The sequence below is a fragment of the uncultured Porticoccus sp. genome (assembly GCF_913061305.1).
Taxonomy (GTDB): domain Bacteria; phylum Pseudomonadota; class Gammaproteobacteria; order Pseudomonadales; family Porticoccaceae; genus Porticoccus.
Genome location: NZ_CAJXST010000007.1, coordinates 51,808 through 77,620, shown reverse-complemented (window position 1 = coordinate 77,620; position 25,813 = coordinate 51,808). Strand labels below are relative to the sequence as shown.

22 protein-coding genes are annotated in these 25,813 nt (G+C 56.1%); 15 read left to right on the top strand and 7 right to left on the bottom strand.

Annotated elements, in window-relative coordinates; translation table 11 throughout:
• Together QZ516_RS09895 and QZ516_RS09890 are read right to left on the bottom strand one after the other, a co-directional pair.
• The gene (locus tag QZ516_RS09895; protein WP_297188982.1) at positions 1–1,665 is read right to left on the bottom strand and encodes an iron ABC transporter permease; all 1,665 of its coding nucleotides are present in this window, start codon (positions 1,663–1,665) and stop codon (positions 1–3) included.
• Positions 1,666–1,682: 17 nt separating this feature from the next.
• Positions 1,683–2,708, bottom strand: a complete 1,026-nt coding sequence (locus QZ516_RS09890) for a Fe(3+) ABC transporter substrate-binding protein (RefSeq protein WP_297188979.1) — start codon at positions 2,706–2,708, stop codon at positions 1,683–1,685.
• 334 nt (positions 2,709–3,042) lie between these two features.
• Between QZ516_RS09890 and QZ516_RS09885 the strand changes: the two genes are divergently transcribed.
• From QZ516_RS09885 to QZ516_RS09875, 3 genes are read left to right on the top strand one after another with little or no spacing between them, the layout of a single operon-like run.
• Entirely contained in the window at positions 3,043–3,777 is a 735-nt protein-coding gene (locus tag QZ516_RS09885; protein WP_297188976.1) for a CDP-alcohol phosphatidyltransferase family protein, read from the top strand.
• 3 nt (positions 3,778–3,780) lie between these two features.
• Positions 3,781–4,173, top strand: a complete 393-nt coding sequence (locus QZ516_RS09880; protein ID WP_297188973.1) for a GtrA family protein — start codon at positions 3,781–3,783, stop codon at positions 4,171–4,173.
• A 32-nt stretch (positions 4,174–4,205) separates the two neighbouring features.
• Positions 4,206–5,300: an inositol-3-phosphate synthase gene (locus QZ516_RS09875; RefSeq protein WP_297188970.1), complete on the top strand. Its 1,095-nt coding sequence runs from the start codon at positions 4,206–4,208 to the stop codon at positions 5,298–5,300.
• Here the strand turns inward: QZ516_RS09875 and nadC are convergent.
• On the bottom strand, positions 5,297–6,151 hold the full coding sequence (nadC, locus tag QZ516_RS09870) for a carboxylating nicotinate-nucleotide diphosphorylase (RefSeq protein ID WP_297188967.1): 855 nt from the start codon (positions 6,149–6,151) through the stop codon (positions 5,297–5,299). The two genes, QZ516_RS09875 and nadC, sit on opposite strands and share 4 nt — an antisense overlap.
• 272 nt (positions 6,152–6,423) lie before the next feature.
• Between nadC and QZ516_RS09865 the strand changes: the two genes are divergently transcribed.
• The 4 genes from QZ516_RS09865 to ampE all read left to right on the top strand — a co-directional run bounded on the left by QZ516_RS09865 (position 6,424) and on the right by ampE (position 12,668).
• Positions 6,424–8,682, top strand: a complete 2,259-nt coding sequence (locus tag QZ516_RS09865; protein ID WP_297188964.1) for a DUF1631 family protein — start codon at positions 6,424–6,426, stop codon at positions 8,680–8,682.
• 194 nt (positions 8,683–8,876) lie between these two features.
• Positions 8,877–11,153 (top strand): DUF1631 family protein, encoded by a 2,277-nt coding sequence (locus QZ516_RS09860; protein WP_297188961.1) that lies wholly within the window; start codon positions 8,877–8,879, stop codon positions 11,151–11,153.
• Positions 11,154–11,269: 116 nt separating this feature from the next.
• Positions 11,270–11,827, top strand: coding sequence for a 1,6-anhydro-N-acetylmuramyl-L-alanine amidase AmpD (gene ampD / locus QZ516_RS09855; protein WP_297189304.1), 558 nt, complete (start codon positions 11,270–11,272; stop codon positions 11,825–11,827).
• 1 nt (position 11,828) lies between these two features.
• Complete coding sequence (ampE, locus tag QZ516_RS09850; RefSeq protein WP_297188958.1) at positions 11,829–12,668, top strand: regulatory signaling modulator protein AmpE; 840 nt, start codon at positions 11,829–11,831, stop codon at positions 12,666–12,668.
• Between the two features lie 7 nt (positions 12,669–12,675).
• Here ampE and QZ516_RS09845 read toward each other — a convergent pair whose 3' ends face one another.
• Complete coding sequence (locus QZ516_RS09845; RefSeq protein WP_297188956.1) at positions 12,676–13,710, bottom strand: ABC transporter permease; 1,035 nt, start codon at positions 13,708–13,710, stop codon at positions 12,676–12,678.
• 4 nt (positions 13,711–13,714) lie between these two features.
• Positions 13,715–14,599, bottom strand: coding sequence for an ABC transporter ATP-binding protein (locus tag QZ516_RS09840; protein WP_297188953.1), 885 nt, complete (start codon positions 14,597–14,599; stop codon positions 13,715–13,717).
• A gap of 68 nt (positions 14,600–14,667) precedes the next feature.
• Here QZ516_RS09840 and QZ516_RS09835 point away from each other — a divergent pair, with 68 nt between their 5' ends.
• Positions 14,668–16,047, top strand: coding sequence for an AmpG family muropeptide MFS transporter (locus tag QZ516_RS09835; protein ID WP_297188950.1), 1,380 nt, complete (start codon positions 14,668–14,670; stop codon positions 16,045–16,047).
• On the opposite strand, the gene QZ516_RS09830 is transcribed toward QZ516_RS09835, so the two are convergent.
• Complete coding sequence (locus tag QZ516_RS09830) at positions 16,005–16,313, bottom strand: MGMT family protein (RefSeq protein ID WP_297188948.1); 309 nt, start codon at positions 16,311–16,313, stop codon at positions 16,005–16,007. The genes QZ516_RS09835 and QZ516_RS09830 overlap by 43 nt on opposite strands.
• A gap of 100 nt (positions 16,314–16,413) precedes the next feature.
• On the opposite strand from QZ516_RS09830, the gene QZ516_RS09825 reads away from it, so the two are divergent.
• The 3 genes from QZ516_RS09825 to groL all read left to right on the top strand — a co-directional run bounded on the left by QZ516_RS09825 (position 16,414) and on the right by groL (position 19,014).
• On the top strand, positions 16,414–16,881 hold the full coding sequence (locus tag QZ516_RS09825) for an FxsA family protein (protein WP_297188945.1): 468 nt from the start codon (positions 16,414–16,416) through the stop codon (positions 16,879–16,881).
• 133 nt (positions 16,882–17,014) lie between these two features.
• Entirely contained in the window at positions 17,015–17,308 is a 294-nt protein-coding gene (gene groES, locus QZ516_RS09820) for a co-chaperone GroES (protein ID WP_297188942.1), read from the top strand.
• A 53-nt stretch (positions 17,309–17,361) separates the two neighbouring features.
• Positions 17,362–19,014 (top strand): chaperonin GroEL, encoded by a 1,653-nt coding sequence (gene groL, locus QZ516_RS09815; protein ID WP_297188938.1) that lies wholly within the window; start codon positions 17,362–17,364, stop codon positions 19,012–19,014.
• A gap of 209 nt (positions 19,015–19,223) precedes the next feature.
• Here groL and QZ516_RS09810 read toward each other — a convergent pair whose 3' ends face one another.
• Positions 19,224–20,531: a sigma 54-interacting transcriptional regulator gene (locus QZ516_RS09810; RefSeq protein ID WP_297188932.1), complete on the bottom strand. Its 1,308-nt coding sequence runs from the start codon at positions 20,529–20,531 to the stop codon at positions 19,224–19,226.
• 272 nt (positions 20,532–20,803) lie between these two features.
• Here QZ516_RS09810 and QZ516_RS09805 point away from each other — a divergent pair, with 272 nt between their 5' ends.
• The 4 genes from QZ516_RS09805 to QZ516_RS09790 are packed head-to-tail and all read left to right on the top strand — an operon-like array spanning position 20,804 to position 25,799.
• On the top strand, positions 20,804–22,162 hold the full coding sequence (locus QZ516_RS09805) for a cytochrome ubiquinol oxidase subunit I (RefSeq protein WP_297188929.1): 1,359 nt from the start codon (positions 20,804–20,806) through the stop codon (positions 22,160–22,162).
• Positions 22,162–23,154: a cytochrome d ubiquinol oxidase subunit II gene (locus tag QZ516_RS09800; RefSeq protein WP_297188927.1), complete on the top strand. Its 993-nt coding sequence runs from the start codon at positions 22,162–22,164 to the stop codon at positions 23,152–23,154. Before QZ516_RS09805 ends, QZ516_RS09800 begins: the two co-directional genes overlap by 1 nt.
• A 22-nt stretch (positions 23,155–23,176) precedes the next feature.
• Positions 23,177–24,073, top strand: a complete 897-nt coding sequence (locus QZ516_RS09795) for an MBL fold metallo-hydrolase (protein ID WP_297188924.1) — start codon at positions 23,177–23,179, stop codon at positions 24,071–24,073.
• Positions 24,074–24,125: 52 nt separating this feature from the next.
• Positions 24,126–25,799, top strand: a complete 1,674-nt coding sequence (locus tag QZ516_RS09790) for a bifunctional protein tyrosine phosphatase family protein/NAD(P)/FAD-dependent oxidoreductase (RefSeq protein WP_297188922.1) — start codon at positions 24,126–24,128, stop codon at positions 25,797–25,799.
• Positions 25,800–25,813 lie beyond the last annotated feature (14 nt).

Below are 25,813 nucleotides of genomic sequence, written 5' to 3'. Positions count from 1 at the left end.
TCATGGGGTATCCCTGGTGACGGCCACCCGGCGGGTCCGGGTAATGGTCCAACTGATCAAGATGACCGGCAGTATACCAGCAGCGACGATGGCCAGGGCAGCGGGCGCGGCCTCGGCGAGACGTTCATCCGATGCCAGTTCGTAGGCGCGCACGGCGAGGGTGTTGAAATTGAATGGCCTCAAAATCAGGGTGGCCGGGAGCTCTTTCAGGACGTCGACAAAGACCAGCAGCAGGGCGGTGAGCAGGGAGCCTTTCAGCATGGGCACATGCACCTGTCTGAGGATTTGCAGGGGGCCATAACCGAAGGAGCGACCGGCTTCGTCCATGGATGGGGTGATTTTGCTCAGGCCGCTGTCCACCGTTTGCAGCGATACACCGAGAAACCGGGTCAGGTAGGCAAACACCACGGCCACCACGGTGCCACTGAGCATAAGCCCGGTGGATATATCGAAATTGCTGCGCGCCCAGCTGTCGATGCTGTTGTCGATAAAGGAAAACGGAATCATCACACCCACCGCAATCACCGGGCCGGGTACCGCGTAGCCCATGCCTGCCAGCCGGACGGCACCCTGCAGAACCTTGCCCGGAAACAGTCGCTGGCTGTAGGCCAGCAGTAAAGCCAGCAGCAGAGCCAGCACGGCGGCGTAACTGGCCAGCTCGAGACTGTTTGTCACCAGCCCCATGAACCGTGCATCGAGCACCTGGTCGGCAACACTGACCGTCCAGCTCAGCAATTGAGTGGCGGGCAGCAGAAATCCCAATGCGACGATACCGAAGCAGAAACCGCTTGCCGCAACGGCTCGCATGCCCCGCAGTGAATAGCGGTGGATATCCTGATGGCGGCGGCTGGTGTGGTGGTAACGGGCGCGGCGTCGGGAGTAGCGCTCCACCAGAATCAGAATCATCACGAAACCCATCAGCCCGGCAGCCAGTTGGGCCGCGGCGGCGGCACTGCCCATGCCGAACCAGGTGCGGAAAATGCCGGTGGTAAAGGTGGATACCCCGAAATATTGCACGGTGCCAAAATCCGCAAGGGTTTCCATCAATGCCAGTGACAGCCCCGCGATAATCGCCGGTCGGGCCAATGGCAGGGCGACAAACAGGAAGGTGCTCCATGGCCCGTTGCCCAGGGTACGGCTGGCATCCAGCACACAGATGGACTGATTGAGAAAAGCGGCGCGGCTGAGCAGGTAAACATAGGGGTAGAGCACCAGCGTGAGCATGATGGCAGCCCCTTCGATCGAGCGGAGATCGGGGAAATAATAATCCCCGAAGCCCCAGCCGGTCAGTTCCCGCAGGGTGGTTTGTACCGGTCCCGAGAAGTCCAGCATGCCGGTATAGGTGTAGGCGATGATGTAGGCGGGCATGGCCATGGGCAGCAGCAGGGCCCATTCAAACAGGCCCCGGCCGGGAAACTGGCACATGCTGGTGAGCCAGCCGGTACTCACCCCGATCAGCAGGGTGCCGATGGCGACGCCGAGCATCAGCAGCAACGAGTTGATAATGTAATCCGGCAGCACCGTGGCGGCCAGATGGCTCCAGATTTCGCCAGTGGGCACAAACACGTAGCTCACCACGACAATCACCGGCAGCGCCAGCAACAGTGCCAGGAGCACTGCGCCGGTACTGATCAGTGTCTGTTGTTGTCGTGGAGAATCTGGCATGGAGGGGGCTTGGCGGGCTAGCGCCAGCCGGCCCGATCCATCAGGCGCAGTGCCTCGCCGTTGCCGGCTCCCAGCTTGTAAAGTTCCACCGGGTCCGCCTTGAAGGTGCCCCAGCTGCTCAGTACCGGACCGATCTCGATATCATCGCGGATGGGGTATTCGCCATTTTCACGTGCATACCAGGATTGCGCCGCATCGGTGCTTAAAAATTCCAGCAGGGCAATGGCGTTGTCGCGGTTGGGTGCCGAGGCGGTGACGGCAGCACCGGAGATATTGACGTGGGCGCCACGACCATCCTGGTTGGGCCAGAACACGGCCATTTTTTCGGCGGCAGCCCGCTGCTCTTCGTCATCGCTGGTGAGCATGCCCGCCAGGTAATAGGTATTGGCGATGGCCAGGTCGCACTGGCCGGCCGCCGCCGCCTTGATCTGGTCGCGGTCGCCACCTCTGGGTGGCATGGCGAAATTGGCTACTAACCCCTTGGCCCATTCCTCGGTGGCCTCCAGACCATTGGCGGCGATCAGCGATGCCACCATGGACTGGTTGTAAACATTGTTGGAAGAGCGAATACAGATTTTGCCTTTCCATTTAGGGTCGCTGAGGTCTTCGTAGTTGCTCAGTTCGGCCGGGTCCACTTTGTCCTTGACGTAAAGGATGGGCCGCGCACGCAGGGATAGACCAAACCAGTGGTTGCTGTCATCGCGATACATCACGGGGATGTTTTTCTCCAGTGTGGTCGATTCCACCGATTGGGTCAGGTTGGCCTCTTTGGCCCGGTACAGGCGGCCTACATCGGTGGTGAGCAGAATATCTGCGGGGGAGTTGCGGCCTTCACTCTTCAGGCGCTGAATCAGACCGTCGGCATCGCCGGTGACCAGATTGACCTCGATACCGGTCTGCTCGGTAAAGGTGTCCAGCAATGGCTTGATCAGCGCCTCGATCCGCGCGGAATACAAGTTGACTTCAGCGGCTGAGGCAACCGCAGTGGAGCAGGCCAGAAGCAGGCCCAGAATACAGTGTGGAAAACGCCTACTGATTTGCATAACACCCTCTCCGGTAGCAATAACCCTTAATGGTAATGAGATTTATTATTAAATGAAACAGTCGCTTTGAGAAATATGTGGCAGATCGTTGCGCTGGATCAAATTATCATCTCTCATTGCAACGGGTGTCATCGGTTTGAAATAAACGGTGGGAAGCGGCTCTTGACCTTCCTATAATGGCCGGTGTCGAGGGGTCAGGGCGACAGTGTTCGCGTTGACCGTAGTGGCTGGCTGAAGGTGAGATAAAAATAACGATGTTGTTTGGCGTTTTATACGGGTGGATCCGTCGTAAACGGTTGCCGATCAGGGCCGATGAAGTCACCGGGTGCTCGCCGTGATAGAGCGTGAGGCATGGGTCGTTCTGGCGGTGTTTGTGCTGATGCTGTCACTCGGTCTGATTTATTTTCTGCGGGGTTTGGCCGGCGGGGGGTTCAAACGCTACGAGCGCGTGGATCGTCAGGGTGGCAGCGCGCTGCTCGGCAAGGCGTTGATGAATTTTGCGGTTTGGTGTGTCGAGCCGCTGGTGAGACTGTTGCAGCGCTGTTCGGTGACGCCCAATCAGGTCACGTTCGTGTCTTTGCTGTTCGGCCTGCTTGCCGCAGTGTCGATTGCCCTCGGCCATTTTGGCTACGGGTTCTGCCTGGCCCTGTTGTCCGGTGTCAGCGATGTGCTGGACGGCATGCTGGCGCGGTTGCAGGCGACAGCGGATCGCGGTGGTGTGGTGCTCGATTCCACCATTGATCGCTATGTGGATTTTATGTTGCTGGCCGGGTGTGCGCTGTTTTTTCGCCACCAGACCTGGGCTCTGCTGGGTTGTCTGCTGGCCATTCACGGCTCATTCATGATCAGTTACACCACCGCCAAGGCGGAGGCCATGACGCTGGCCGTCCCCCGGGGTGTCATGAAGCGCACGGAGCGCTACGTGTATCTGTTGCTGGGATTGGCGGCCTCGGCATTCTGGCCGCAGGGCCTGCCGCTATTGCTGGTGATCTGGCTCGTGGCCGTACTGGGTAATGTCTCTGCGGCGCTGCGGTTCAGGGCGTTGTTCCTGTCGGCACGGGCGGGTTGACGGATGTTTTTTCGGGCGCAGACATCGGCTGTGGTGGCCACGGCTATCGATTTTCTGGTGATGATGCTGTGTTTTCAGGTGTTGGGTCTGCCGCTGGCGTTTGCCGTGGCGGCTGGGCCGATCAGTGGCGGGTTGGTAAACTTTTTTCTCAACCGCCGCTGGAGTTTCAATGCCCACCGGGAGGACATTGGCTGGCAGATCTATAGCTATATGCTGGTTTGTCTGATCGCCGCCGCCGCCAATGTGGTTGGCGTATTGACGTTGGTAGAGTATTTTTCACTGGATTATTTGTTGGCGAGGATATTGGTGGCGACTGCGGTGGCATTGGCCATTAATTATCCCCTGCACCGGCGGGTGGTATTTGTGACCTCTGGCAGGTTTGTCAGCGACGACTAGGTTTTGCTGTTTTTGATGTTTAAGGAGCCCAAGTGGAAAGACAGAAAATAAAAATAGCGGTGGTGGGTGTGGGCAACTGTGCCAGCTCGCTGATTCAGGGAATTCACCACTACCGTTTGCGTGGGGTGCAGGATTCAATCGGTTTGCTGAATTACGAACTGGGCGGTTACCGGCCGGAAGATATCGAGGTGGTCGCTGCCTTTGATATCGATAAGCGAAAAGTGGGTCGGGATGTCAACGAGGCGATTTTTTCACTGCCCAACTGTACTGCGGTATTTTGTCCGGATCTGCCGCCCTGCGGTGTCACAGTTTCCATGGGCAATGTGCTCGACGGTTATTCAGAGCATATGGCGGGTTACGGCGATGATCGCACGTTTCTGCTCTGCTCCGACCCCCAGCCGAGCCTGGCCGATGTGGTGGCGCAGTTAAAGGATGCAGCGGTGGATGTGGTGATGAACTATCTGCCGGTGGGTTCCCAGAAAGCTACTGAGTTTTATGCCGAGTGCGCCCTGGAGGCCGGTTGTGCCTTTGTTAACAATATCCCGGTATTCATTGCCAGCAATCCGGACTGGGCCGCCCGCTTCAAGGCAAAGAACCTGCCGATTATCGGCGATGATATCAAGGCGCAGTTGGGGGCGACGATTCTTCATCGTACGCTGGGTAACCTGTTCAAAAATCGCGGCGTGAAACTGGAGCGGACCTACCAGCTGAATACCGGTGGTAACACGGATTTTCTGAATATGCTGAATCGGGATCGCCTGGCCTCCAAGAAAGAGTCCAAGACCGAAGCGGTGCAGAGTGCTATTCCCCAGCGGCTGGCCGATGAGAATATTCACGTGGGGCCGAGTGACTATGTGCCCTGGCAGAATGACAACAAGGTCTGCTTTATCCGCATGGAGGGCAAATTGTTCGGCGATGTGCCGATGAATATTGAACTGCGGCTGTCGGTGGAGGATTCGCCAAATTCCGCCGGGGTGGCCATCGACACCCTTCGCTGTGCGAAGCTGGCGCTGGAGCGCGGCATCAGTGGGACTGTGGACATTCCCTCGGCGTTCTTCTGCAAGCATCCGCCGCGCCAGATTCCGGACGACGAGTCCTATGCTGCGCTGATGGCGGAGTGGGTCTAGCCCGGCAGGCTTTTCAGCTGTATCCGCATCGACAGGTCAATGGCCCGGCAGTGCTTCGTCAGGCTGCCGGATGACAGGTAATCGATTCCTTCGATAGCTTTTGAGGAGAGGTTGTCCATTTCCAGGTTGCCGGACACTTCCAGTCTGGCGGCCCCCTGGTTCATGGCGATCGCTTCGCGGATCTGTTTTTCATCGAAATTGTCCAGCATGATAATGTCGGCTCCGGCCTGCAGCGCCTGCTGAAACTCCTCCAGACTCTCTACTTCCACCTCGACAGGTTTGCCGGGGGCGATCTCCCGTGCCTTGGTGACGGCAGCGACGATGCCACCACAGGCGGCAATGTGGTTTTCCTTGATCAGAAAGGCGTCGTACAGCCCGATACGGTGGTTGTGACAACCGCCCACGGTCACCGCATATTTTTGCGCCAGACGCAGGCCGGGGATGGTTTTTCGGGTATCGAGAATCTGAATGGTCGTCCCTTTTACCAGTGCCGCAAACTGCCGTGCAATGGTGGCGGTGCCGGAGAGGGTCTGCAAAAAGTTCAGCGCGGTGCGCTCGCCGGTCAGCAGGCTGCGGGCCGGTCCGGAGAGGGTCAGGAGAGTTCCCCCCGGTTTGACCTCGTCACCGTCGCGAACCCGCCATTCGATCCTGACCGCGGGGTCAAGCTGGGCGAACACTTCATCCACCCAGGCCGTTCCGCATACCACCATCTGTTCACGGGTAATGACGCTGGCCTCGGCAGTGTTTTCTTCTGGAATCAGGAGGGCAGTAATATCCCCTTCGCCGATATCTTCTGCGAGGGCCTGCTTGACGGAGGTGGCGATATGGTTTTCAGGCAAATTCTTTGACATAGGGTATCCAGCTGCGATCCGGGCATATTACAACAGTCGTTTATGGGGGAATAGGCTGGTGTGGAATAAGTTGCGGCAGTCATTGGCGGCAGCAAGTGTGACCTGTTTCTCGGTTTTGGACAAAGTCCTGATCGGCTGGTCAGTTATGGGAACTGGTTGGCGTTTCACTTATCCCGGGTGCTGGGTATGGGACCTATAATCTGAGTCAATATTTGACCACTTCGTCTAATACGATTTATCTCCGAGCAGGCCACACAATGATGAACGAGCGTTTGAAATTAGTTGAGGCTGAAAAAATGAAGGCCAGGGGCTTTGAAATGCCTGAGTCCCTTCGCCAGTTGAGAGATCACGCAAAAGTCGTTTTGGATCAGCGGCTGGCTGAAGTTTTTGACCATGTGGATGATACGTTTTTCGATCTTGCAGATCGGGCGGCGAGTAACGGTGAGCAGGCAACGTATTTCGATGCGATGCGGTTGATTCGTCTGCAACGAAAATCAATTGAACATAAATTTTCACAGGCCATCGACAATTCTTTTCAACGGCTTGGCAACCGGGGATATCGGGGTGCCAGCACCAGGGCATCCGCAGCGGAGAGCCCGGCGGGTCTCACGCTGGTGGAAAACGAAGATCTCGAAGAAATGATTGCCATGGACAGCATGGTTTCCAAGGTGGCGAAGCGCCATAAATACGATCTCAAGCTGCTGGTGATGCGGATAAATTCCATAGTGCCCAGTGAAGTCACCGCAATTAACAACCCCCTTGGGCCGGACATTATCTGTGAATCACTGCGGCAGACACTATTGGAGCTGGAAATTGATATTCGCTCAAAACTGGTGTTGCTTAAACTGATTGACCGGCATGTCATGGATGCTGTTGGGACTCTATTGGTTGACGGTAACCGGTTGCTCCGTAAATTCGGTGTATTGCCTGACCTGGAAAAGCAGCAGGCAAAAAAAGCGATCAACCCCAATCAATCTGCTCAGGGCAGTGGTGCGGCCAAGAAACCGGATTATCAAGAAGGCAACTCCGCCTTTGCAAAACATGGCGCTGAGAGATCCGGCGGCCACAGCCAGCTTATTTCTCAATTACAGGAATTTCTGGGGCAACCGGATAATTATGCTTATGCTTCGGCACCTAACGCATCCATCAGCCAGGATCAGCTGGTCTCTCTGGTTTCCGGCCTGCAGCGCGAGTGGGGCGAGAGCAGCCACAGCGAGGGGGGGCTGCTTGGTCTGATTGAGGGCCGACTCCAGCAACAGGGCGGCCCGGGTCTGGGGCGGCAGGATTACAGTGTGGTCAGCCTGTTGGATCAGCTGTTCTCGAGAATGCACAGTGAAAACCATATTTCGGGCGGGTTTTCCCGTGAGTTGCGGAAGCTGGAATTACCCCTTCTGAGAATCGTGCTTCAGGACCCCAGCTTTTTTGATAAGGAGAAACACCCGGCAAGAAGGTTGATCAATGAGATAACACAGGTTGCCATAGGGTTTCCCGAAGATGCGGATATCAATACCGATCCTGTGGGTAGAGCTATCTCTGAAATCGCCCAGAAGCTTTCGGCTGAAGAAACCATGGGTACGGAGGACCTTAAACAGTTGCTGCTCGACTTCATTCAGCTGACAGAAAAGGAACGTCGCAAGGCTCTCATGATGGAGCAGCGCGTTATAGAGAAAGCGGCGGCATCCGAAAAGGTCAATCAGGCACACCAGTTGGTCGACAAGACCCTGAATGAGCGCATGCAGGGCAAGTCTTTCCCTCGACTGTTGGTACATTTTGCCGAGAAGGCCTGGTGCCGGGTGATGTTCATGGCCTGTCTGCGGACTGAATCGTCGCCCGAGCAGTGGGAAACTGCGGTTGGGATTCTGGACCGGGTGCTGGCACATGCAGATGGCGGTGAGGTGAGTGATGACGACGTCAAGTCGCTATTGGCTGCCATTCAGGAACACCTCGAAGATATCGCTTATGAATCCTATGACCTGGGTCGGCTGATCATCAGGCTCGAGGAATACTTTTATCGCAATAAATCTGAAAACGATAAACCCGATGAAGGTGTTGGCCAGATAGAACCCGTCGCTGAAGAATTGACCGGCCAACCGGAAGAGGTGGCCGGGCCGAAAGTACAGACCATCGTTGTTGCCAATAAACCACATGAGACAGTGGTTATCAGGAAAATTAAAACGGACATGCCGGGGCAGCGCAAACTGGAGGAGGATGCTGCCACTGAAGGTGATGAGGCGGCAGGTCCTGATGAAGCGTCTCTGAAGGCACTCAATTCTCTCTGTCGCGGCGCCTGGGTTGATTTTCTGGATGAAACTTCTTCCAACAAGCGCTGCAAGGTGGCTGGAGTGATATCTCCCCCGGGAATCTATATTTTCGTGAACCGCCAGGGCACCAAGGTTGCTGAGATGAACCGCAACCGCACGGCCATCAGCATACAAAACAAAAACCTGGTTGTGTTGGATAACTCACACTTGTTTGACAATACTTTGGAGCGCGTAATAAAGGATATTCGAACCAGCCGCCAGGCTCACTAGCCTTATTGTTGCAACACTTTTTCTGATGCCCTCTTCTGCGGCAAATAAACAATTGGTGCCATAGCCGGCCAGTTTCAGTGGCCGGGCACCCTTGTTGTTCCCTGTTGTTAAGCTATTCTTCCAGGACAACCTGAGACTCGAATGTGCAGGTAAGTTATGATCAGCAACTGGTTGTTTTGGAGTAGAGGGCAGAAGTGACAGATGTAGATAAGCTATCAGTAGCTTTGTTTCGGTTGCCTCGGCCACTACTGGCGCTCAAGGGGCGTGTCCATACGTTCCTCTCTTCCCGTCTGAACAATATGTTTGATCAGGTGGATGACACCTTTTTCGATCTCGCCGATCGCGCGGACAACAACCGCCAGCAAACCATGTATTTTGATGCGATGCGTCTGATCCGGATGGAACGAAAAAATATCGAGCACAATTTTTTTGGTGTGCTCACCCAGAGCTTTCAGCAGCTGGGCCAGCACCAGGATCCGGAACTACCCACTCAGGAGCCCGAAGGGCTGGAAGTGGTGGAGAACGAACAGCTCGAAGAAATCATCGCACTGGATACCATGGTGTTTCGGGTATCGGAGCTCTGCAAGCCTGAACTCGAAGCCCTCAATACCCGTCTCAGCTCCATGGTGCCGGCCACGGTGACCATGAAAAACAATCCGGTCGGGCCGGATGTGATCTGTGAATCCTTTAATGAGGCCGTGGCCCACCTCGAACTCAAACTGCCGGTTAAGTTGGTGCTGTTCAAGTTGTTTGACCGTCAGGTAATGGTGTCGTTGAAGGATTTTCTGGTGGAGGGCAACAAGCGTCTCCGCGATATGGGCGTGTTGCCCGATCTGGAGCAGTTGCGCAAGGCTCGGGTTGAACAGCGACAGCAGGAAAAACCCCCGGCGCCCCCGCCGGAACAGGCGTCTGTGGCCGGCACCGCACATTCCTCCTCTTCCCCTGCCCCGGTTTCTGCTTCTGCTTCTGGAGAGACCGCTGGTCAGCCCGGCCCGGATAGCCGCGCTACCGACAGCCGCCATCAAGCCGGTACCGGTCAACCGACGAATCGCAGGCAGGATGATGGCCAGCGCTATGGTCAGTTGCTTTCGCAGCTGAAAAATCTGTTGCACTGGGGTGCGTCGGGAAAGTCGGGTTCCGAGGCTGCTGACACGCGCCAGCGCATTGAGGGGGACCAGCTCGTCTCCATGGTGGGCGATTTGCAGCAGGACTGGTCCAATGCGGTCAGCGCTGAAGCTGACGACAGCGAAGGGCTTTTACAACTTATTGATGGCCATCTCGAGCGGCAGGGAGAAGCCAGTCTCGGTGGTACTGAGCGAGGACTCGTCGATTTGCTCGACAGGTTGTTTGTCAAGGTCAATCACCAGACGATTGCCTGTGCCCAGTTGGCGACGGAATTGCGCAAGCTGGAGTTGCCTATTCTGCAGCTCGCCCTCAAGGACAACACATTTCTTGATCGGGAAAAGCACCCGGCCAGACGGCTGTTAAACGAAATTGCCGAAGCGTCCATCGGTTACACGGAAAAGGTCGATGTTGATGAAGATCCGGTTGCGCGAGCAATTTCCAGTGTGGCCGATGAGCTCGCCGGGCAGCCTCCCGGCGACCATGCTGCGCTGACACAATTGCTGCTGAACTTTATTGATCTGGTAGAAAAAGAGCGGCGCCGTGTTGCCGTACTTGAGCAGCGGCTGATGGAGGAGGCGACTGCCACAGAAAAGGTCAACCATGCGCATCAGGCCGTGGTGAAGGTGCTGATGGAGCGTGTAAAGGGCAAAACCCTGCCGCGTTTTGTGGTCAGTTTTGCCGAAGACGCCTGGTGCAAGGTGTTGTTCCTGAACCACGTGCGGTCCGGTCAGGATTCTGAAGAATGGCATGGCAGCATTCGGTTGCTGGATCGTTTGCTTGAGCTGGTCGCCCAGGGGCAGACGGATGCCGGGGTTGTCGCACCGGTACTGGCAACCATCAAGGACAGTCTGGAAAATGTCTCCTACGACGACTATGACATGGGCCGTTTGCTGGGGGCGATGGAACAGTATTTTCGTGGCGAACCCGTTACTGGCAGCGAGGAGAGCTTGCGCCACGGTGTGTCTGCCAGCCCCCTGCAGTCGGTGCTGGTGGATGCGCTCAGAACCAATATTCCGGGTAATCCTGCCGGGTTGGAGGACGATTCGGCTGAGCATGTGGATGAGCAGTACCTGCGTCGGGCCGATAGCCTCACCAGAGGTGCCTGGGTCGAAATGACCGATGAGGGCGCCGACAAGCGGCGCTGTAAGCTGGCGGGGGTTGTGTTGCCTTCCGGTAAATTTATTTTTGTGAACCGCCAGGGCGCCAAAGTATCTGAAAAGCACCGCAACCGGGTGGCGATGGATCTGCAAACCGAGAAGCTTCGCCCGCTGGAAAAAACCCGGTTGTTTGACCGTGCTCTGGAAGGTGTGGTCGGTGAGATGTGCCAGTCCAAATCGGTGCATTGAGGCTATGTTGGCTTTCCTGCTGCAAACAAGAGGCTGCGGAGCTGTCCCCGCTGATTCTTCAACCCCGGGATAACCCCCACTAGTATTCAGGTGATTCTTTGCCGGGAGCATAGACTATTTCTGGTTTTTCTATCGATTCGCAAGGCTGGCTGACGGGTGCGCGGCATGTGCCCTCGCCAAACTTTAATCAGCGGCCGGCAACGGCGGCGCTATCATTGCTGGTGATCCACAATATCAGCCTGCCACCCGGTCAGTTTGGCAGTGCGCACATCTGCGACTTTTTTACCAATTGCCTGGATGCCGACGCCCACCCCTATTTTCGTGAGATTGCCGATCTCAGGGTCTCCGCTCACCTGTTGATCCGGCGCGATGGTGGCGTGGTGCAGTTTGTTTCGTTTCACGACCGCGCCTGGCACGCGGGGCAGTCCTGCTTTGATGGCGCGGAAAACTGTAATGACTTTTCGCTGGGGATAGAGTTGGAGGGCAGCGATGACCAGCCCTATACCGACCAGCAATACCACTGTCTGGCGGCGCTGGTTCGGGTTTTACTGGCGCACTACCCCGGTCTGTCAAAACAGCGTATTGTCGGTCACAGTGACATCGCGCCCGGGCGCAAGACCGATCCGGGCCCCTGCTTTGACTGGCGGCGATTGAGCGCTGCCCTGGAGGCGTGATATGGAATTTATTGTAATTGTGGTGGGGCTTCTGCTGTTACGTCAGCTGGGTTCGTTGGCGGCGATCCAGTCCGATGGCTGGTTTCACCGGTTCTGTGATCGGCTTGCCAGCTGGCCAAAGCTTCAGTCGGCTCCCCGCGTGCAGCAGGTGATCACCCTGTTGCTGCCGGTCGCCGCCCTGGCGCTGGTGATCGGGTTGCTGGGTAACAGCTGGCTGGGTTTGCCGCAGTTTGTGCTGAGTTTGCTGGTGTTTCTCTATGCGCTCGGGCGCGGCAGTCTTGAGCCTGAGGTGGCGGATTACGAGGAAGACCTGGGGCGGGGTGATCACCAGGCGGCTTATCGCGATGTTGCGGCGCTCAGTCCCGATCGCCAGGACGATGTGGTGAATGCGGAGCAGTCCCGCCTGGCGGCCCTGGAGGTGATTGCCTACCGCTACTTCGAGCGTTATTTTGCTGCGATGTTCTGGTTCATCCTGGCGGGTGCTCCCGGCGCGCTTTTATATCGGTTGTCGGTGATTCGGCGCGACCGCGCAAGTACAACCGGCGAGTCTGTCGATACAGGGTGGCTCTGGTTGCTGGAATGGCTGCCAGTCAGGCTGGTGGGTATTTCCATGTGCTTTGTGGGTAACTTTTCGGCCTGCCTCAAGCACTGGCAGCGCTCCTTTTTTTCTTCTGCCGAAAGTGCTGAGGTGTTGGGTGGTTATGCGGAGCACGCTGTGCCCGAGGGCGAAGTAGCGCTCAATGCAGCCGGTGAAGAGATGCCGGCCAACCTTCAGGCACTGTTCACCCGGACCCTGATCTTTGCGCTTTCAATGGTGGCGTTGATGGTGGTGCTCTGGTGAGGATGGCTCAGTCGTGCCAGCGGAACAGCATACCCGCCAGGGTAATGAACACTGCCGTCATGGCAACCAGTGCCAGTAGCTGAGGTGCCACCTGTACGATCCCGGCCCCTTCCAGCATGACCTCCCTGGCCGCTGACACCAGGTGGGTTAACGGCAGCAGTTGGGAGAGTTGCTGTAACCAGTTGGGTGCATCGTCAAGCGAGAACCACAGTTCCGACAGCAACAGCATGGGAAAACTGATCAGGTTGAGTAGGCCGTTGGCCAGTTCTTCGCTGGCGGTGCGGGTGGCCATCAGCAGTGAAATACTGATAATGGACAGGTTACCGATGATGGCGATCAGCAGTAACAGCAGGTAACTGCCCGCCATCATGAAACCGATGAACAGATGGCAGATCAGAAATACAATGACGGTCACGGCGAGCATGATGCCCAGTCGCGACAGCCCCTGGGATATCAGGAATTCCCAGGCCCTGAGAGGGGTAGCCTGAAGTCGTTTCAATACACCATTTTTGCGGTAGCGGACGATCACATAGCCAATCCCCCATAAACCACTGAACATCATGTTCATGGCCAGTATTCCCGGGATGGCCCAGTCGATGTAGCGAATTTTCTTTCCACTGACCTCCTGCTTCTGCCAGTCCGGCTGAGGTGGCAACGTTGTCCCGGTCTGTTGCCGGGCGAGCAGCAACTTTTCCAGTAGTCGGCCCTTGGCCGATTCGGTATTGATCCAGTACCGGGGTGGCTGCTGGGTGGTGAGGAGAATATCCAGTTGATGAAATTGTACCCGCCGCAGGGCCTCCTGTCGGTCGGTGTATTCCACCAGGCCAATGGCGGTTTCTTCACCGAAGGGGTGTGTGTAGGCGCGGTCGGACGCAGAGTCGATCAACAGGCCGGCGCGGAATATTTCCTCGTTTTCAGACGAGAACGCGACCGCCAGTACAATCACGATAAACGGAGTGGCAATGAATGACCAGAACAGGGAGCCTTTATCCCGGTAGTATTCGCGGTTTCTCGCCATCCACAGGGCCAGTATTCGTCGCATGGGTTTATTCCCTTAAATGGTGGCCGGTGAGTTTGAGGAACAGATCGTCCAGGGAGGGGTTGCGGACTCGCAGGGAACGCAGGTTGATATTGAGGGCCACCAGCTCGGCGAGGGTTTTTTCGACGTTGGAGGTGGCGATGGCAATACCGTCTTCACGGACTTCAACCCGGCTGCCAAGGCTTGCCAGGTCATCGTCGAGATCTTCCCGGTTGAGACAGATATAGCTGTCCTTAAAGTGCTGGCGCAACAGGGACTGGGGCGACCCCTCGGCGATGATATTCCCCTTGTCCATAATAATCAGCTGATCGCACAATAGCTCGGCTTCTTCCATGTAGTGGGTGGTGAGCAGCACGGTTTTGCCGCGGGCCTTGATGGTTCGTATCAGTGACCAGAAGTGTCGTCGGGACTGGGGGTCGAGTCCGGTGGTGGGTTCGTCCAGAAACAGAATTTCCGGATCGTTAATCAGTGCCACGGCCAGCAGCAGGCGTTGGCGCTGGCCACCGGACAGGCGGGTGGCATAGGTGTCCAGGAAATCTTCCAGTTGGCACAGCTCGATCAGTGCTTCAATGGGTGTGCTGTTGGCGTAAAAGCGGGCAAACAGGGCCAGCACTTCGCGGGTTCTGAGGTAGTCCATCAGCGAGGTGGATTGAAACTGTATGCCGGTTTCCTCCAGAAAGCTGCTGTCCCTGGGTTTACCCCTGTAGTAGATCTCTCCCGAGCTGGGTTTGGTGATGCCTTCCACCATTTCGATGGTGGTGGTTTTCCCCGCGCCATTGGGCCCGAGCAGCCCGAAACAGGCCCCTTTGGGAATGGCAAAGGAGATATCATCCACAGCTTTCAGTGAACGAAATGATTTGCTCAGGTTGCGTACTTCGAGGATGGCTGTCATGGCGGCGTAGTGTATAGCATCTGCAGGATTATCTGTTAGGGTATTGCCCTGTTTGGAGAGGCGTCGTTATGGCATTGAAGGATGGTACGGCAAGCTGGGGTGAGGCGGTGCGGGTCTACTCCAGACCACAGGTCATTGCCATGCTGTTTCTCGGCTTTGCCGCCGGTTTGCCCCTGTTGCTGGTGTTCTCGACACTGACCGCCTGGCTCAGGGATCTGGGGATCAGCCGCAGTACAATCGGTTTCTTTGGTTGGGTGGGCATCACCTATTCCATCAAGGTCCTCTGGGCGCCGGTGGTGGATCGACTCAGGCTGCCGGTGTTGACCCGGCTGCTGGGTCAGCGGCGCAGCTGGATCTTGCTCGGTCAGATGGGGGTGATGCTGGGGTTGGTGGCGATGGTGCTCACCGATCCGACCGTGTCGCTGGTCAGCGTCGCCATTTGTTCGCTGTTGGTGGCTTTTTCCGCCTCCACCCAGGATGTGGCCATCGATGCATTCCGGATCGAGTCGGCCATTGATGAATACCAGGGCGCGATGTCGGCCATGTACATCTTTGGCTACCGGATCGCCATGCTGGTTGCCGGTGCCGGTGCCTTTTATCTCGCCGATTGGTCGGGCTGGAGTACGGCGTATCTGTGTATGGCGCTGCTGATGCTGGTCGGCGTGGTAACCGTGTTGCTGGTTAGTGAACCCGAGCGGGCCGTTCCAGCCGAAACCTGGCAGCTTGAATCCGGTCTGCAGCATAGCTTGCACGCTGACCGGCCCGGTTGGTGGTTCAGGCTGGAAAGCTGGTTTCTGGGGGCAGTGGTGGCACCGTTTGTGGAGTTTTTTCGACGCAACGGGACCTGGGCCATTCTGATCCTGTCCTTTATCGGTCTTTATCGGCTCAGTGATATCACCATGGGTATCATGGCCAACCCGTTTTATCTCGATCTCGGTTTCAGCAAAACGGATATCGCCAATGTTGGCAAGCTCTACGGCTTTGTGATGACCCTGGTCGGCTCCTTTCTGGGGGGGCTGCTGGTGGTGCGTTACGGTATTTTTCGGCCCCTTTTTGCCGGTGCGGTCATGGTGGCGCTGACCAATCTGCTGTTTGTGAAGCTCGCGCTGGTGGGCGCTGATCTGACCTGGCTGGCGGTAGCCATCAGCGGCGACAACTTGAGCGGTGGTTTTGCCAATGCCGCTTTTATCGCCTATCTGTCCAGTATGACCAATCGGGCCTATACGGCGACCCAGTATGCGTTGTTCAGTTCGTTGATGACGCTGCCGGGAAAATTTTTCAGCGGATTTTCCGGCGTGATTGTCGATGCCAGTAGTTATGAGCTGTTTTTTACCTATGCGGCACTGATGGGATTGCCCGCCGTATTGCTCTCCTGGTTACTGTGGCGGCATGCGCTGGTTGCGGGTCAGCCCTTCCAGCCAAACCCGGATAAATCCACCCTGCCCTGAGTCACAGTCACACCCTCGCTTTCAAGTCGCTGTTTCTGACGCCGGTACGACGGGCTGTCCAGCGGGAAAGCAATTGAGCCATCAGCTCTGAGCACCCGGTGCCAGGGCAGCGTTGACTCTGCGGGAAGCTGGCTGAGAAGTCTGCCCACCTGTCGCGCGCCCCGGGGAAGTTGCGCGAGTGTGGCCACGCAACCGTAGCTGGTGACGAATCCCGGGGGAATGGCATTGAGCACAGTGTAGATGCGCAGTTGATCTTCGTACGTCATGGCCAATGATAGAAATGTTTTCTTTCTTTCGTCCAGTAATTGCCTTGAATTTAGCGGTAACTGCCCCCATTTCGTTGGCTATGGGTTCAGGAGGATGGCTTTGAGATATCTGTTGCTGCTTTTTATCGTGATGCCGGTCGTGGAGATGTGGTTGCTGATCACGGTCGGGCGACAGATTGGGGCGCTGCCAACCATCGGACTGGTGTTGCTCACGGCTGTTGTGGGGGTAGCGCTGTTGCGGGCACAGGGTTTTGCAACTTTGTTCAGGGCCCGGCAGAAAATGGATCTCGGTGAATTGCCGGCCATGGAAATGGCGGAGGCCATCGTGTTGGCGGTTTGCGGGGCATTGCTCCTGACGCCGGGCTTTGCGACCGATGTGCTGGGGTTTGCTGGTTTGATTCCCCCCGTGCGGTATTGGTTGGTCTCCAGGTTTGTGAAAAACCTGGTGGTGGTTCGCCATCAGGCACCGCCTGCCAGTGACCCTTTCTGCGCCGATCAGCCTCCCCAAAAAGGCGAAGGCAAGACCCTTGAGGGGGAATTCTGGCGGGACCAGGACAATGAAAAATGAAGGTTGAACGCACGAAATATTTTTTAGGGCCCTTGAAATAGCTTCAGGAGCCTCCACATAGTGCACAGCTCGGTTACATCCGGACTCTGTTCTTATTAATAGGGTAGAACGTTAAAAGTTGGAGAGAAACACAATGAAAATTCGTCCCTTACACGATCGTGTCGTTATTCGTCGCAAGGAAGAAGAAGAAAAAACAGCCGGTGGCATCCTGTTACCTGGCTCCGCCAAGGAAAAACCCAATGAAGGTGAGGTGGTCGCCGTAGGTATTGGGCGAGTGCTGGATAACGGTGAAGTTCGCCCGGTCGACGTCAAGGTTGGTGACAAGGTGGTATTCGGTAAATATGCCGGCAGTGACACCATTGAAATTGACGGTCAGGAACTGGTTATTCTGTCTGAAAGCGACATCAAGGCCGTTATCACTGGATGATGCCTTGTTGCTCAGTAAATTTAATTAGCGCGATTTTTTAAGGAAGGTTAATTATGTCAGTCAAAGACGTAAAGTTTGGAGATGATGCACGCCACCCGATGCTAGCAGGTATCAATATTCTGGCGGACGCCGTAAAAGTTACCCTGGGGCCAAAAGGCCGCAATGTGGTTCTGGAGAAATCTTTTGGTGCGCCCACTGTCACCAAAGATGGTGTTTCTGTGGCCAAGGAAATCCAGCTGAAGGACAAGTTCCAGAACATGGGTGCGCAAATGGTGAAGGAAGTTGCCTCCAGAGCATCCGATGATGCGGGCGATGGTACTACCACGGCCACTGTGCTGGCCCAGGCGATTGTTAATGAAGGCTTGAAGTCCGTTGCCGCGGGTATGAACCCGATGGACCTGAAGCGCGGTATCGACAAAGCCGTAATTGCCGCTGTAGCAGAGATTGCGAAACTGGCAAAGCCCTGCACCAATAATAAGGAAATTGCCCAGGTCGGTACGATTTCTGCCAACAGTGATGCCCACATCGGCGATGTCATCGCCGAGGCGATGGACAAGGTTGGCAAGGAAGGCGTCATTACCGTAGAAGAGGGCACCGGTCTGGAGAATGAACTGGATATCGTGGAAGGTATGCAGTTTGATCGCGGTTACCTGTCACCTTACTTTATCAATAATCAGGAAAGCATGAGCGTTGAACACGACGATGCCTTCATTTTGTTGGTTGATAAGAAGATTTCCAATATTCGCGAGTTGTTGCCGCTGCTGGAAAACGTTGCCAAAGCCGGCAAGCCATTGATCATTATTGCGGAAGATGTGGAAGGTGAAGCACTGGCTACGCTGGTGGTGAACAATCTGCGCGGTATCGTCAAGGTCGCCACCTGTAAAGCGCCGGGATTCGGCGATCGTCGCAAAGCCATGCTGGAGGATATTGCTGTTCTCACCGGTGGTACGGTGATTTCTGAAGAAGTGGGCCTGGACCTGGAGTCAGCGACGCTGGATCACCTGGGTACTGCCAAGCGCGTGGCCATGACCAAGGAAAACACCACTATTGTGGATGGTTCCGGCGATCACGGCGCCATTCAGGGTCGCGTCAATCAGATTCGTGCCCAGATCGAAGATACTTCCTCGGACTACGACCGTGAAAAGCTGCAGGAGCGCGTTGCCAAACTGGCTGGCGGTGTTGCAGTGATCAAGGTCGGTGCTGCCACTGAAACGGAAATGAAAGAGAAGAAAGCCCGTGTGGAAGATGCGCTGCACGCCACCCGTGCTGCAGTAGAGGAAGGTGTTGTGCCCGGCGGTGGTGTTGCCCTGATTCGTGCACTTCAGGCGATTGAGTCGCTGAAAGGTGATAACCACGACCAGGATGCCGGCATCAGTCTTGCCCGTCGTGCCATGGAAACCCCGCTTCGCCAGATCGTTACCAACGCCGGTGAGGAAGCCTCCGTGGTGGTGGCTAAGGTCAAGCAAGGTGAAGGCAACTACGGTTACAACGCCGGCACAGGTGAATACGGTGACATGATTGCCATGGGTATTCTCGACCCGGCCAAGGTGACCCGTACTGCGCTGCAGGCGGCAGGTTCGATTGCCGGTCTGATGGTGACCACTGAAGCCATGGTGGCAGAGGCTCCCCAGGACAACAATGCTGGTGGTGGTATGCCCGATATGGGTGGTATGGGCGGTATGGGTGGTATGGGCGGCATGATGTAAACGTCCAAGCATACTCTCAATAAACCTCAAAAAGGCCTGCAAGCCCAGTGTTTGCAGGCCTTTTTGTTAGCTTGGTGTAGCATTTTGTCTGCATGATAACCCATCAATTACTGGGATATTGATTGGGGGCAGGTCAGTTAGAGAAAATGATGTATCTGTCCACTTAATAGCCTTCGCGTCTTCGCGAGAGGTGTTCTTGTAGAAGTCTGTTACCCCTCGGCGAGTTTGCGATACAGCGAACGCACACTGATGCCAGCGATCTTTGCCACCTTGCCCTTGTCCCCCTGGTGCGCTGACATTAACGTCCGCAGGTAATTGTATTCCAGTGTCTTGAGATCGATGTCCTGTTGCTCGATGCGAGGTTGCGGTATCTGCGGTAAGTCGTTCAAGCACCTGATAATCACCGAGTCATCAATGACATTGGATTGTTTGAAGATTAGCGCACGCTCCATTAGGTTGCGCAACTCACGGACGTTGCCCGGAAAGGGCTGTTGTTGCAGGAGTTTGACGGCGGAATTGCTGATATGGAGCTTGTCGCCGCCACTGATTTTCTCGAGAACGGATTTGGCGATCAAAGCGATGTCTTCGTACCGCTTGCGCAGTGGTGGTAGCTCAATGGGGAAGACATTGATGCGGTAATAGAGATCTTCGCGGAACCCGCCGCGCTCAATCAGTGCCGGCAGATTCTTGTGAGTGGCGCAGATCAGCCGAAACCGGGCGCGCTTGATTTCCGTGTTGCCCACTGCACGATAGGTTCCTGTTTCCAGCAAGCGCAAAAGCTTGACCTGCATGCCCAGTGGCACGTCGCCGATTTCGTCGAGAAACAGCGTGCCGTCCTCGGCTGCTTCTATCAATCCGGCTTTCCTGGAGGTGGCGCCGGTAAACGCCCCCTTGGCGTGTCCAAACAGCTCACTTTCGAACAGCGTCTCTGTAAGACCGGCACATTCTACGGTGACTAGGGGGCGATCGCGCCTGGGGCTGGCTTGATGGATGGCGCTGGCGGCCATTTCCTTGCCCGTCCCGGATTCGCCCAGTAGCAACACGGCGGTGTCCCTGGCTGCAACCAGGTTGATCATATCCACCATGCGGTTGAAGGGGGGGCTACGGCCCACCATCTGTACAGTGCTGGATTCTGCGCTGGCGATGTTGACCGGCTTTAATAACTCTACAAAAAACTTGGGGCGTCCCTCATCGTCCAGGATGGGTAGCATTTCCACGTCCACATATTCCTTCCCCCGAGATGTATTGTGGATATGCAGAACCCGCTCTTTTTTTCGGGAGTCTGTGCAGGTGGCCAGGGGGCAAGTCTCGCCGGCCTGATCGCAGGGGCGGTCGTAGCCATGAGACACCTCAAAACAATGAGCGGGGCGTCCGGGCTCGATCTCGCCGAAACTCTCCAGGTATCGTTCGTTGGTGGCGAGGATCCGGTAGTCGTTGGTGACCAGGATGGCCGGGCATTCAAACCCGTCGAGTATGCGGGCGGCATCCTGATTGGTATCGCTGGCAATCAAGTGCATGGTTGTCAAATCCGGCAAACGTGTTTGTCAATAATGACAAAGGTGGGCCAGCTACGGCAACTGCTTTTATCACTGTTGAGTTTTTTTCTAAAAAAATTCAGGTAAAACAATCGACTACTGCATATAGTGTTATTTGATAAACACTTGGCATAAGGATTGCCATAATAATCTCAAGATCAGAGTTGCTGGCATAGTGGAACGCGACATTGCAGTCCACCCCACCCCACAGTGGAGCCGGCGTCTCCATTCACCATAACTGGGGGGAGTCCCTTTTGGAATTTGATGCCTTTGTTCTGGCGCGCATGCAGTTCGCCGCCAACATAACTTTCCATATTCTTTTTCCCAGTATTTCCATCGGCCTGGCCTGGGTGTTGTTTTATTTTCGTGCCCGCTTTACGTTGAGTGGCGACAGAGCCTGGGAGTATGCCTACTATTTCTGGGTGAAGGTCTTTGCCCTGACGTTTGCCATGGGTGTGGTTTCCGGGATCACCATGAGTTTCCAGTTCGGCACTAACTGGCCGGGCTTTATGGAACGCGCCGGCAATGTCGCCGGTCCTCTGCTGGGCTATGAAGTGCTGACTGCGTTCTTTCTCGAAGCCTCTTTCCTCGGGATTATGTTGTTCGGTAAGGATCGGGTATCAAATCGCATGCATTTGATCGCCTCCTTTCTCGTGGCTTTCGGCACCCTCCTGTCTGCCTTCTGGATTCTCAGTCTCAATTCCTGGATGCAAACGCCATCTGGTTTTTCCATGGAAAACGGCCGGGTAATGGTGGACAGCTGGTGGGCAGTTATTTTCAACCCGTCGTTTCCCTATCGGTTTATTCACATGACGCTGGCGTCGTTTCTGACCACAGCCTTTTTGATCACCGGGGTTAGTGCCTGGCGGCGTAGAAAAAAGGTCGACGGGCCGGCAACCTGGAACGTCATGAAAACCGGTATTGTCATCGCCGCGGTGCTGGCGCCCGTGCAGATCCTGGTGGGAGATATCCACGGGCTGAACACGCTCGAGCACCAACCGGCGAAAATCGCGGCCATGGAGGCGATCTGGGAGACGGAGAAAGGCGCGTCTTTTACGGTCTTCGGTTTGCCCGATGAAGAGAGCCGGGAAACGCGATTTGCACTGAAGATCCCCTATGCCGCCAGCTGGATTCTGACCCACGAACTGGACGGTGAGGTGAGAGGCTTGAGCGAATTCGTCGATCATCCTCCTGTGGGTTGGGTGTTCTGGTCCTTCCGGGTCATGCTGGCGGTTGGCAGTTTAATGCTGTTGGTTAGCTGGTGGGCTGCCTGGCATGTCTGGCGCGACCGGGCGCCTGGTCCGGCCTTGTTGTGGGCACTATCGTGGATGACTTTTTCCGGCTGGGTTGCGGTGGTGGCCGGCTGGTATGTGACCGAGATCGGCCGTCAGCCTTGGGTCGTCGATGGCGTGCTGCGTACTGCGGATGTGGTGGCGGACCACGCCTCCGCAACGCTCACGGGGACTCTGTTGGGCTATGTCGCACTCTATGTCTTTCTCCTGATGGCCTATATCGGCGCCTTGCGTTATCTGGCTAGTAAACCGGCGGCATCCCTGGTGATAAAACAACAACCAATCGTTTCGCAGCAGCAAGGCACGGAGGGAGCGCACTGATGGAATTCTGGTTACCAATTATCTATGTCGCCATCATGGGACTGGCGTTGTTGATCTATGTCGTGCTGGATGGTTACGACTTGGGGGTAGGCCTGCTTTTGCCGGCCGCCGACGAGTGGGAAAAAGACATCATGATCGCGTCCATAGGTCCGTTTTGGGATGCCAATGAAACCTGGATCGTACTAGGTGTGGGCGTGCTGTTGATCGCTTTTCCCATGGCTCACGGTGCCATCCTGACAGCGCTTTACATCCCCGTGACCCTGATGTTGATGGGTTTAATCCTGCGTGGGGTAGCTTTCGATCTGCGCGTCAAGGCGGGTGACCATCGCAAGCAGTTGTGGAACCGGGCCTTCTTTCTGGGGTCATTGGTCGCCGCGGTCTCCCAGGGCTGGATGCTTGGTGCCTATGTCACTGGCCTGCGCGGTGATCTGACCAGCCATCTGTTTGCCCTGTTAATCGGGCTGACTCTGCCGGCGTTCTATCTGCTGCTGGGCTCGACCTGGTTGCTAATGAAAACGGAAGGCGCCTTGTTCGACAAGGCGTTGCGTTGGGCTCGCTGGTCGGTGTTGCCCACCGGGCTGGGTCTGCTGGCGGTTTCGGTAGCCACGCCGATTGCCAGTGGGGCTATCGCCGCCAAATGGTTCACGCTGCCGAATTTCATAGGACTGTTGCCGATTCCAGTGTCCTGCCTGGTGCTCTACGCGGGCATCGTATGGCTCCTGCGGCGTGACAACTGGCTCCGCGAGGGTTACAGCTGGGTGATTTTCGTCGCGATTGTGTTGATCTGCCTGATGGCATCACTGGGGCTGGCCTACAGTATCTATCCCGATATCATCATCGGTGAGATGACGATCTGGGAGGCATCGGCCTCTGTCAGTTCCCTTTTGTTTACTCTGGTGGGCATTGTTATCACGTTGCCCGCGATCCTTTTTTACACCATTTATGTCTACCGTGTTTTTCGCGGCAAGGCGACCGAATTGTCCTATGACTAGCATGAGATTGAGGAGCGGAACCATGAACCAGGCCATCGACTTTGAAGTAGATTTTGAGCACAAACCCGCAGTTGTGCCGTTTTTCGATGAGCAGACCAGTACCTTTTCCTATGTGGTGAAGGACCCGACTTCCAGTGCCTGTGCAGTGGTGGATTCGGTGATGGGCCTCGATTATGCGGCTGGACGCTTAAATCTGGACGGTGCCGACAGGATTATCGACTACATCCGCAAGCAGGGGCTTGAGTTGGAATGGCTCATCGAGACCCATGTACACGCCGATCACTTATCCGCTTCGCCCTATATCCAGGAGAAACTGGGCGGCAAGCTCGGCATTGGCTCGGAAATCGTTACCGTACAGGAAACTTTTGGCAAGATTTTCAACGCCGGTACCGAATTCCAGCGTGATGGTTCCCAGTTTGATCACCTGTTTACCGATGCAGAACAATACTCCATCGGCAATATCGTCTGCCATGCCATTCACACACCGGGACATACGCCTGCCTGTATGACCCATCTCATCGGTGATGCTGCGTTTGTGGGGGACACTCTTTTCATGCCGGATGCCGGCACCGCACGGGCGGATTTTCCGGGTGGTGACGCCCGCGTGCTTTACCAGTCCATCATGCGCGTACTGTCACTGCCGGACGAGGTGCGGATTTTCATGTGCCACGACTACCAGCCCGGCGGCCGCGAGGTGGAATTTGCAACCACTGTGGGGGAGCAGAAAGCGAACAACATCCATGTGGGAGCCGGCAAGACTGAGGACGATTTCGTCGAGATGCGGGAGGCGCGCGACGCCACACTCGACATGCCGCGTCTGATACTGCCTTCCCTGCAGGTGAATATGCGCGCGGGGCATACGCCGCCCGCCGAGGACAATGGCACGGTCTATCTGAAAATACCGCTGAATGTCCTGTGATAAGTAACCGGGCGGCATCGTGACCATTGCAATCCAATGAGAGAGGCAGTTAATGGAAATTAAGCGAATCAATGACAGCTACTCCGTCTCCGGTCAAATAAGTCCGGCGGACATCGACAAGCTGGTGGAGGCCGGTATTCGTAGCATCGTTTGCAATCGTCCGGATGGCGAAGGTGCCGACCAGCCCAACTTCTCGGAGATCGAGCAGGCGGCGCAGGCCAGAGGTATGGAGACATACTACCTGCCGGTAACCTCGGGCAAGGTGCTGGATGAGGACGCGGCCAAGTTCGGCAAATTGATGCAGACCTTGCCGCAGCCAGTGCATGCGTACTGTCGAAGCGGCATGCGTTCGACGACACTCTGGGCGTTGAATGAAGGCGCCAGACAGGTGGATCTGCAACAGATTCTGAAATCGGCCCGGGATGCTGGATACGATATGAGTGGCGTGGTGCAGCGGATCGCCGGACAGGGCGTCGAGGGGGCCGTCGAACCCGTCGGTCAGTACGATATTGTCATCATCGGAGGGGGTGCCGCGGGTATTGCCGCTGCCTCGAGTATTCGGCAACGCTCCCGCAACGTTTCCATCGCCATCATCGATCCGGCTGAACTTCATTATTATCAGCCCGGCTGGACCTTCGTTGGTGCCGGCGTGTTCAGCCCGGAAAAAACCGAACGCCGTATGGCCGCTCTCATTCCCAAGGGGGTGGAGTGGATCAAGTCGGCGGTGGCGGCCTTCGACCCGAAAAACGACGCGGTGATTCTGGAAGGCTGCCGAGCCGTGAAGTACAAACGGCTGGTAGTGGCGCCCGGCATAAAACTGGACTGGGATGCCATCGAAGGGCTGCCGGATACCTTGGGCCGCAATGGCGTCACCTCCAACTACCGTTTCGATCTGGCCCCCTATACTTGGGAGCTGGTGAAGAACATGACCTCCGGTCGGGCCCTGTTTACCCAGCCGCCCATGCCCATTAAATGCGCCGGCGCACCCCAGAAAGCGATGTACCTGTCGGCGGACTGGTGGTATCGCCAAGGGGTGCTCGGGGATATCGATGTCGAGTTCTACAATAGCGGTGCCGTATTGTTCGGTATCAAGGAGTATGTCCCGGCACTGATGGAATACGTGAAAAAGTACAACGCCAGTCTCAATTTTCAGCATCGACTGTTTAAAATCGACGGTCCGGCACAGAAGGCGTGGTTCGAGCACACGGATGACAACGGCAATACCGAGGTGGTCGAGCGCACTTTCGATATGATTCACGTCTGTCCGCCGCAAACCGCGCCGGACTTTATCCGGGTTAGTCCACTGGCGGATGAAGCCGGTTGGGTAGATGTGGACCAGACCACCTTGCGCCACAAAAAATACGACAACATCTGGTCATTGGGGGATGTCATAAACGCCCCCAATGCCAAAACGGCAGCGGCCGCCCGCAAGCAGGCACCGGTGGTGGCTACTAATGTCCTGTCGGACATGGGGCTGATAAAAGGTGTGGCGCATTACGATGGCTACGGGTCCTGTCCTCTGACGGTGGAGCGCGGAAAAGTGGTGCTGGCCGAGTTCGGTTATGGCGGCAAACTATTGCCCAGTTTCCCGCGCTGGTTGGTCAATGGAACCCGTCCGTCGCGCCTGTCCTGGTTGCTCAAGGAAAGGGTCATGCCACCGCTTTACTGGAAGGGCATGCTGCGTGGCAGGGAATGGCTGGCTAGTCCCGTGATCAGTGACGAATGAAAAGAGCCAGCCAC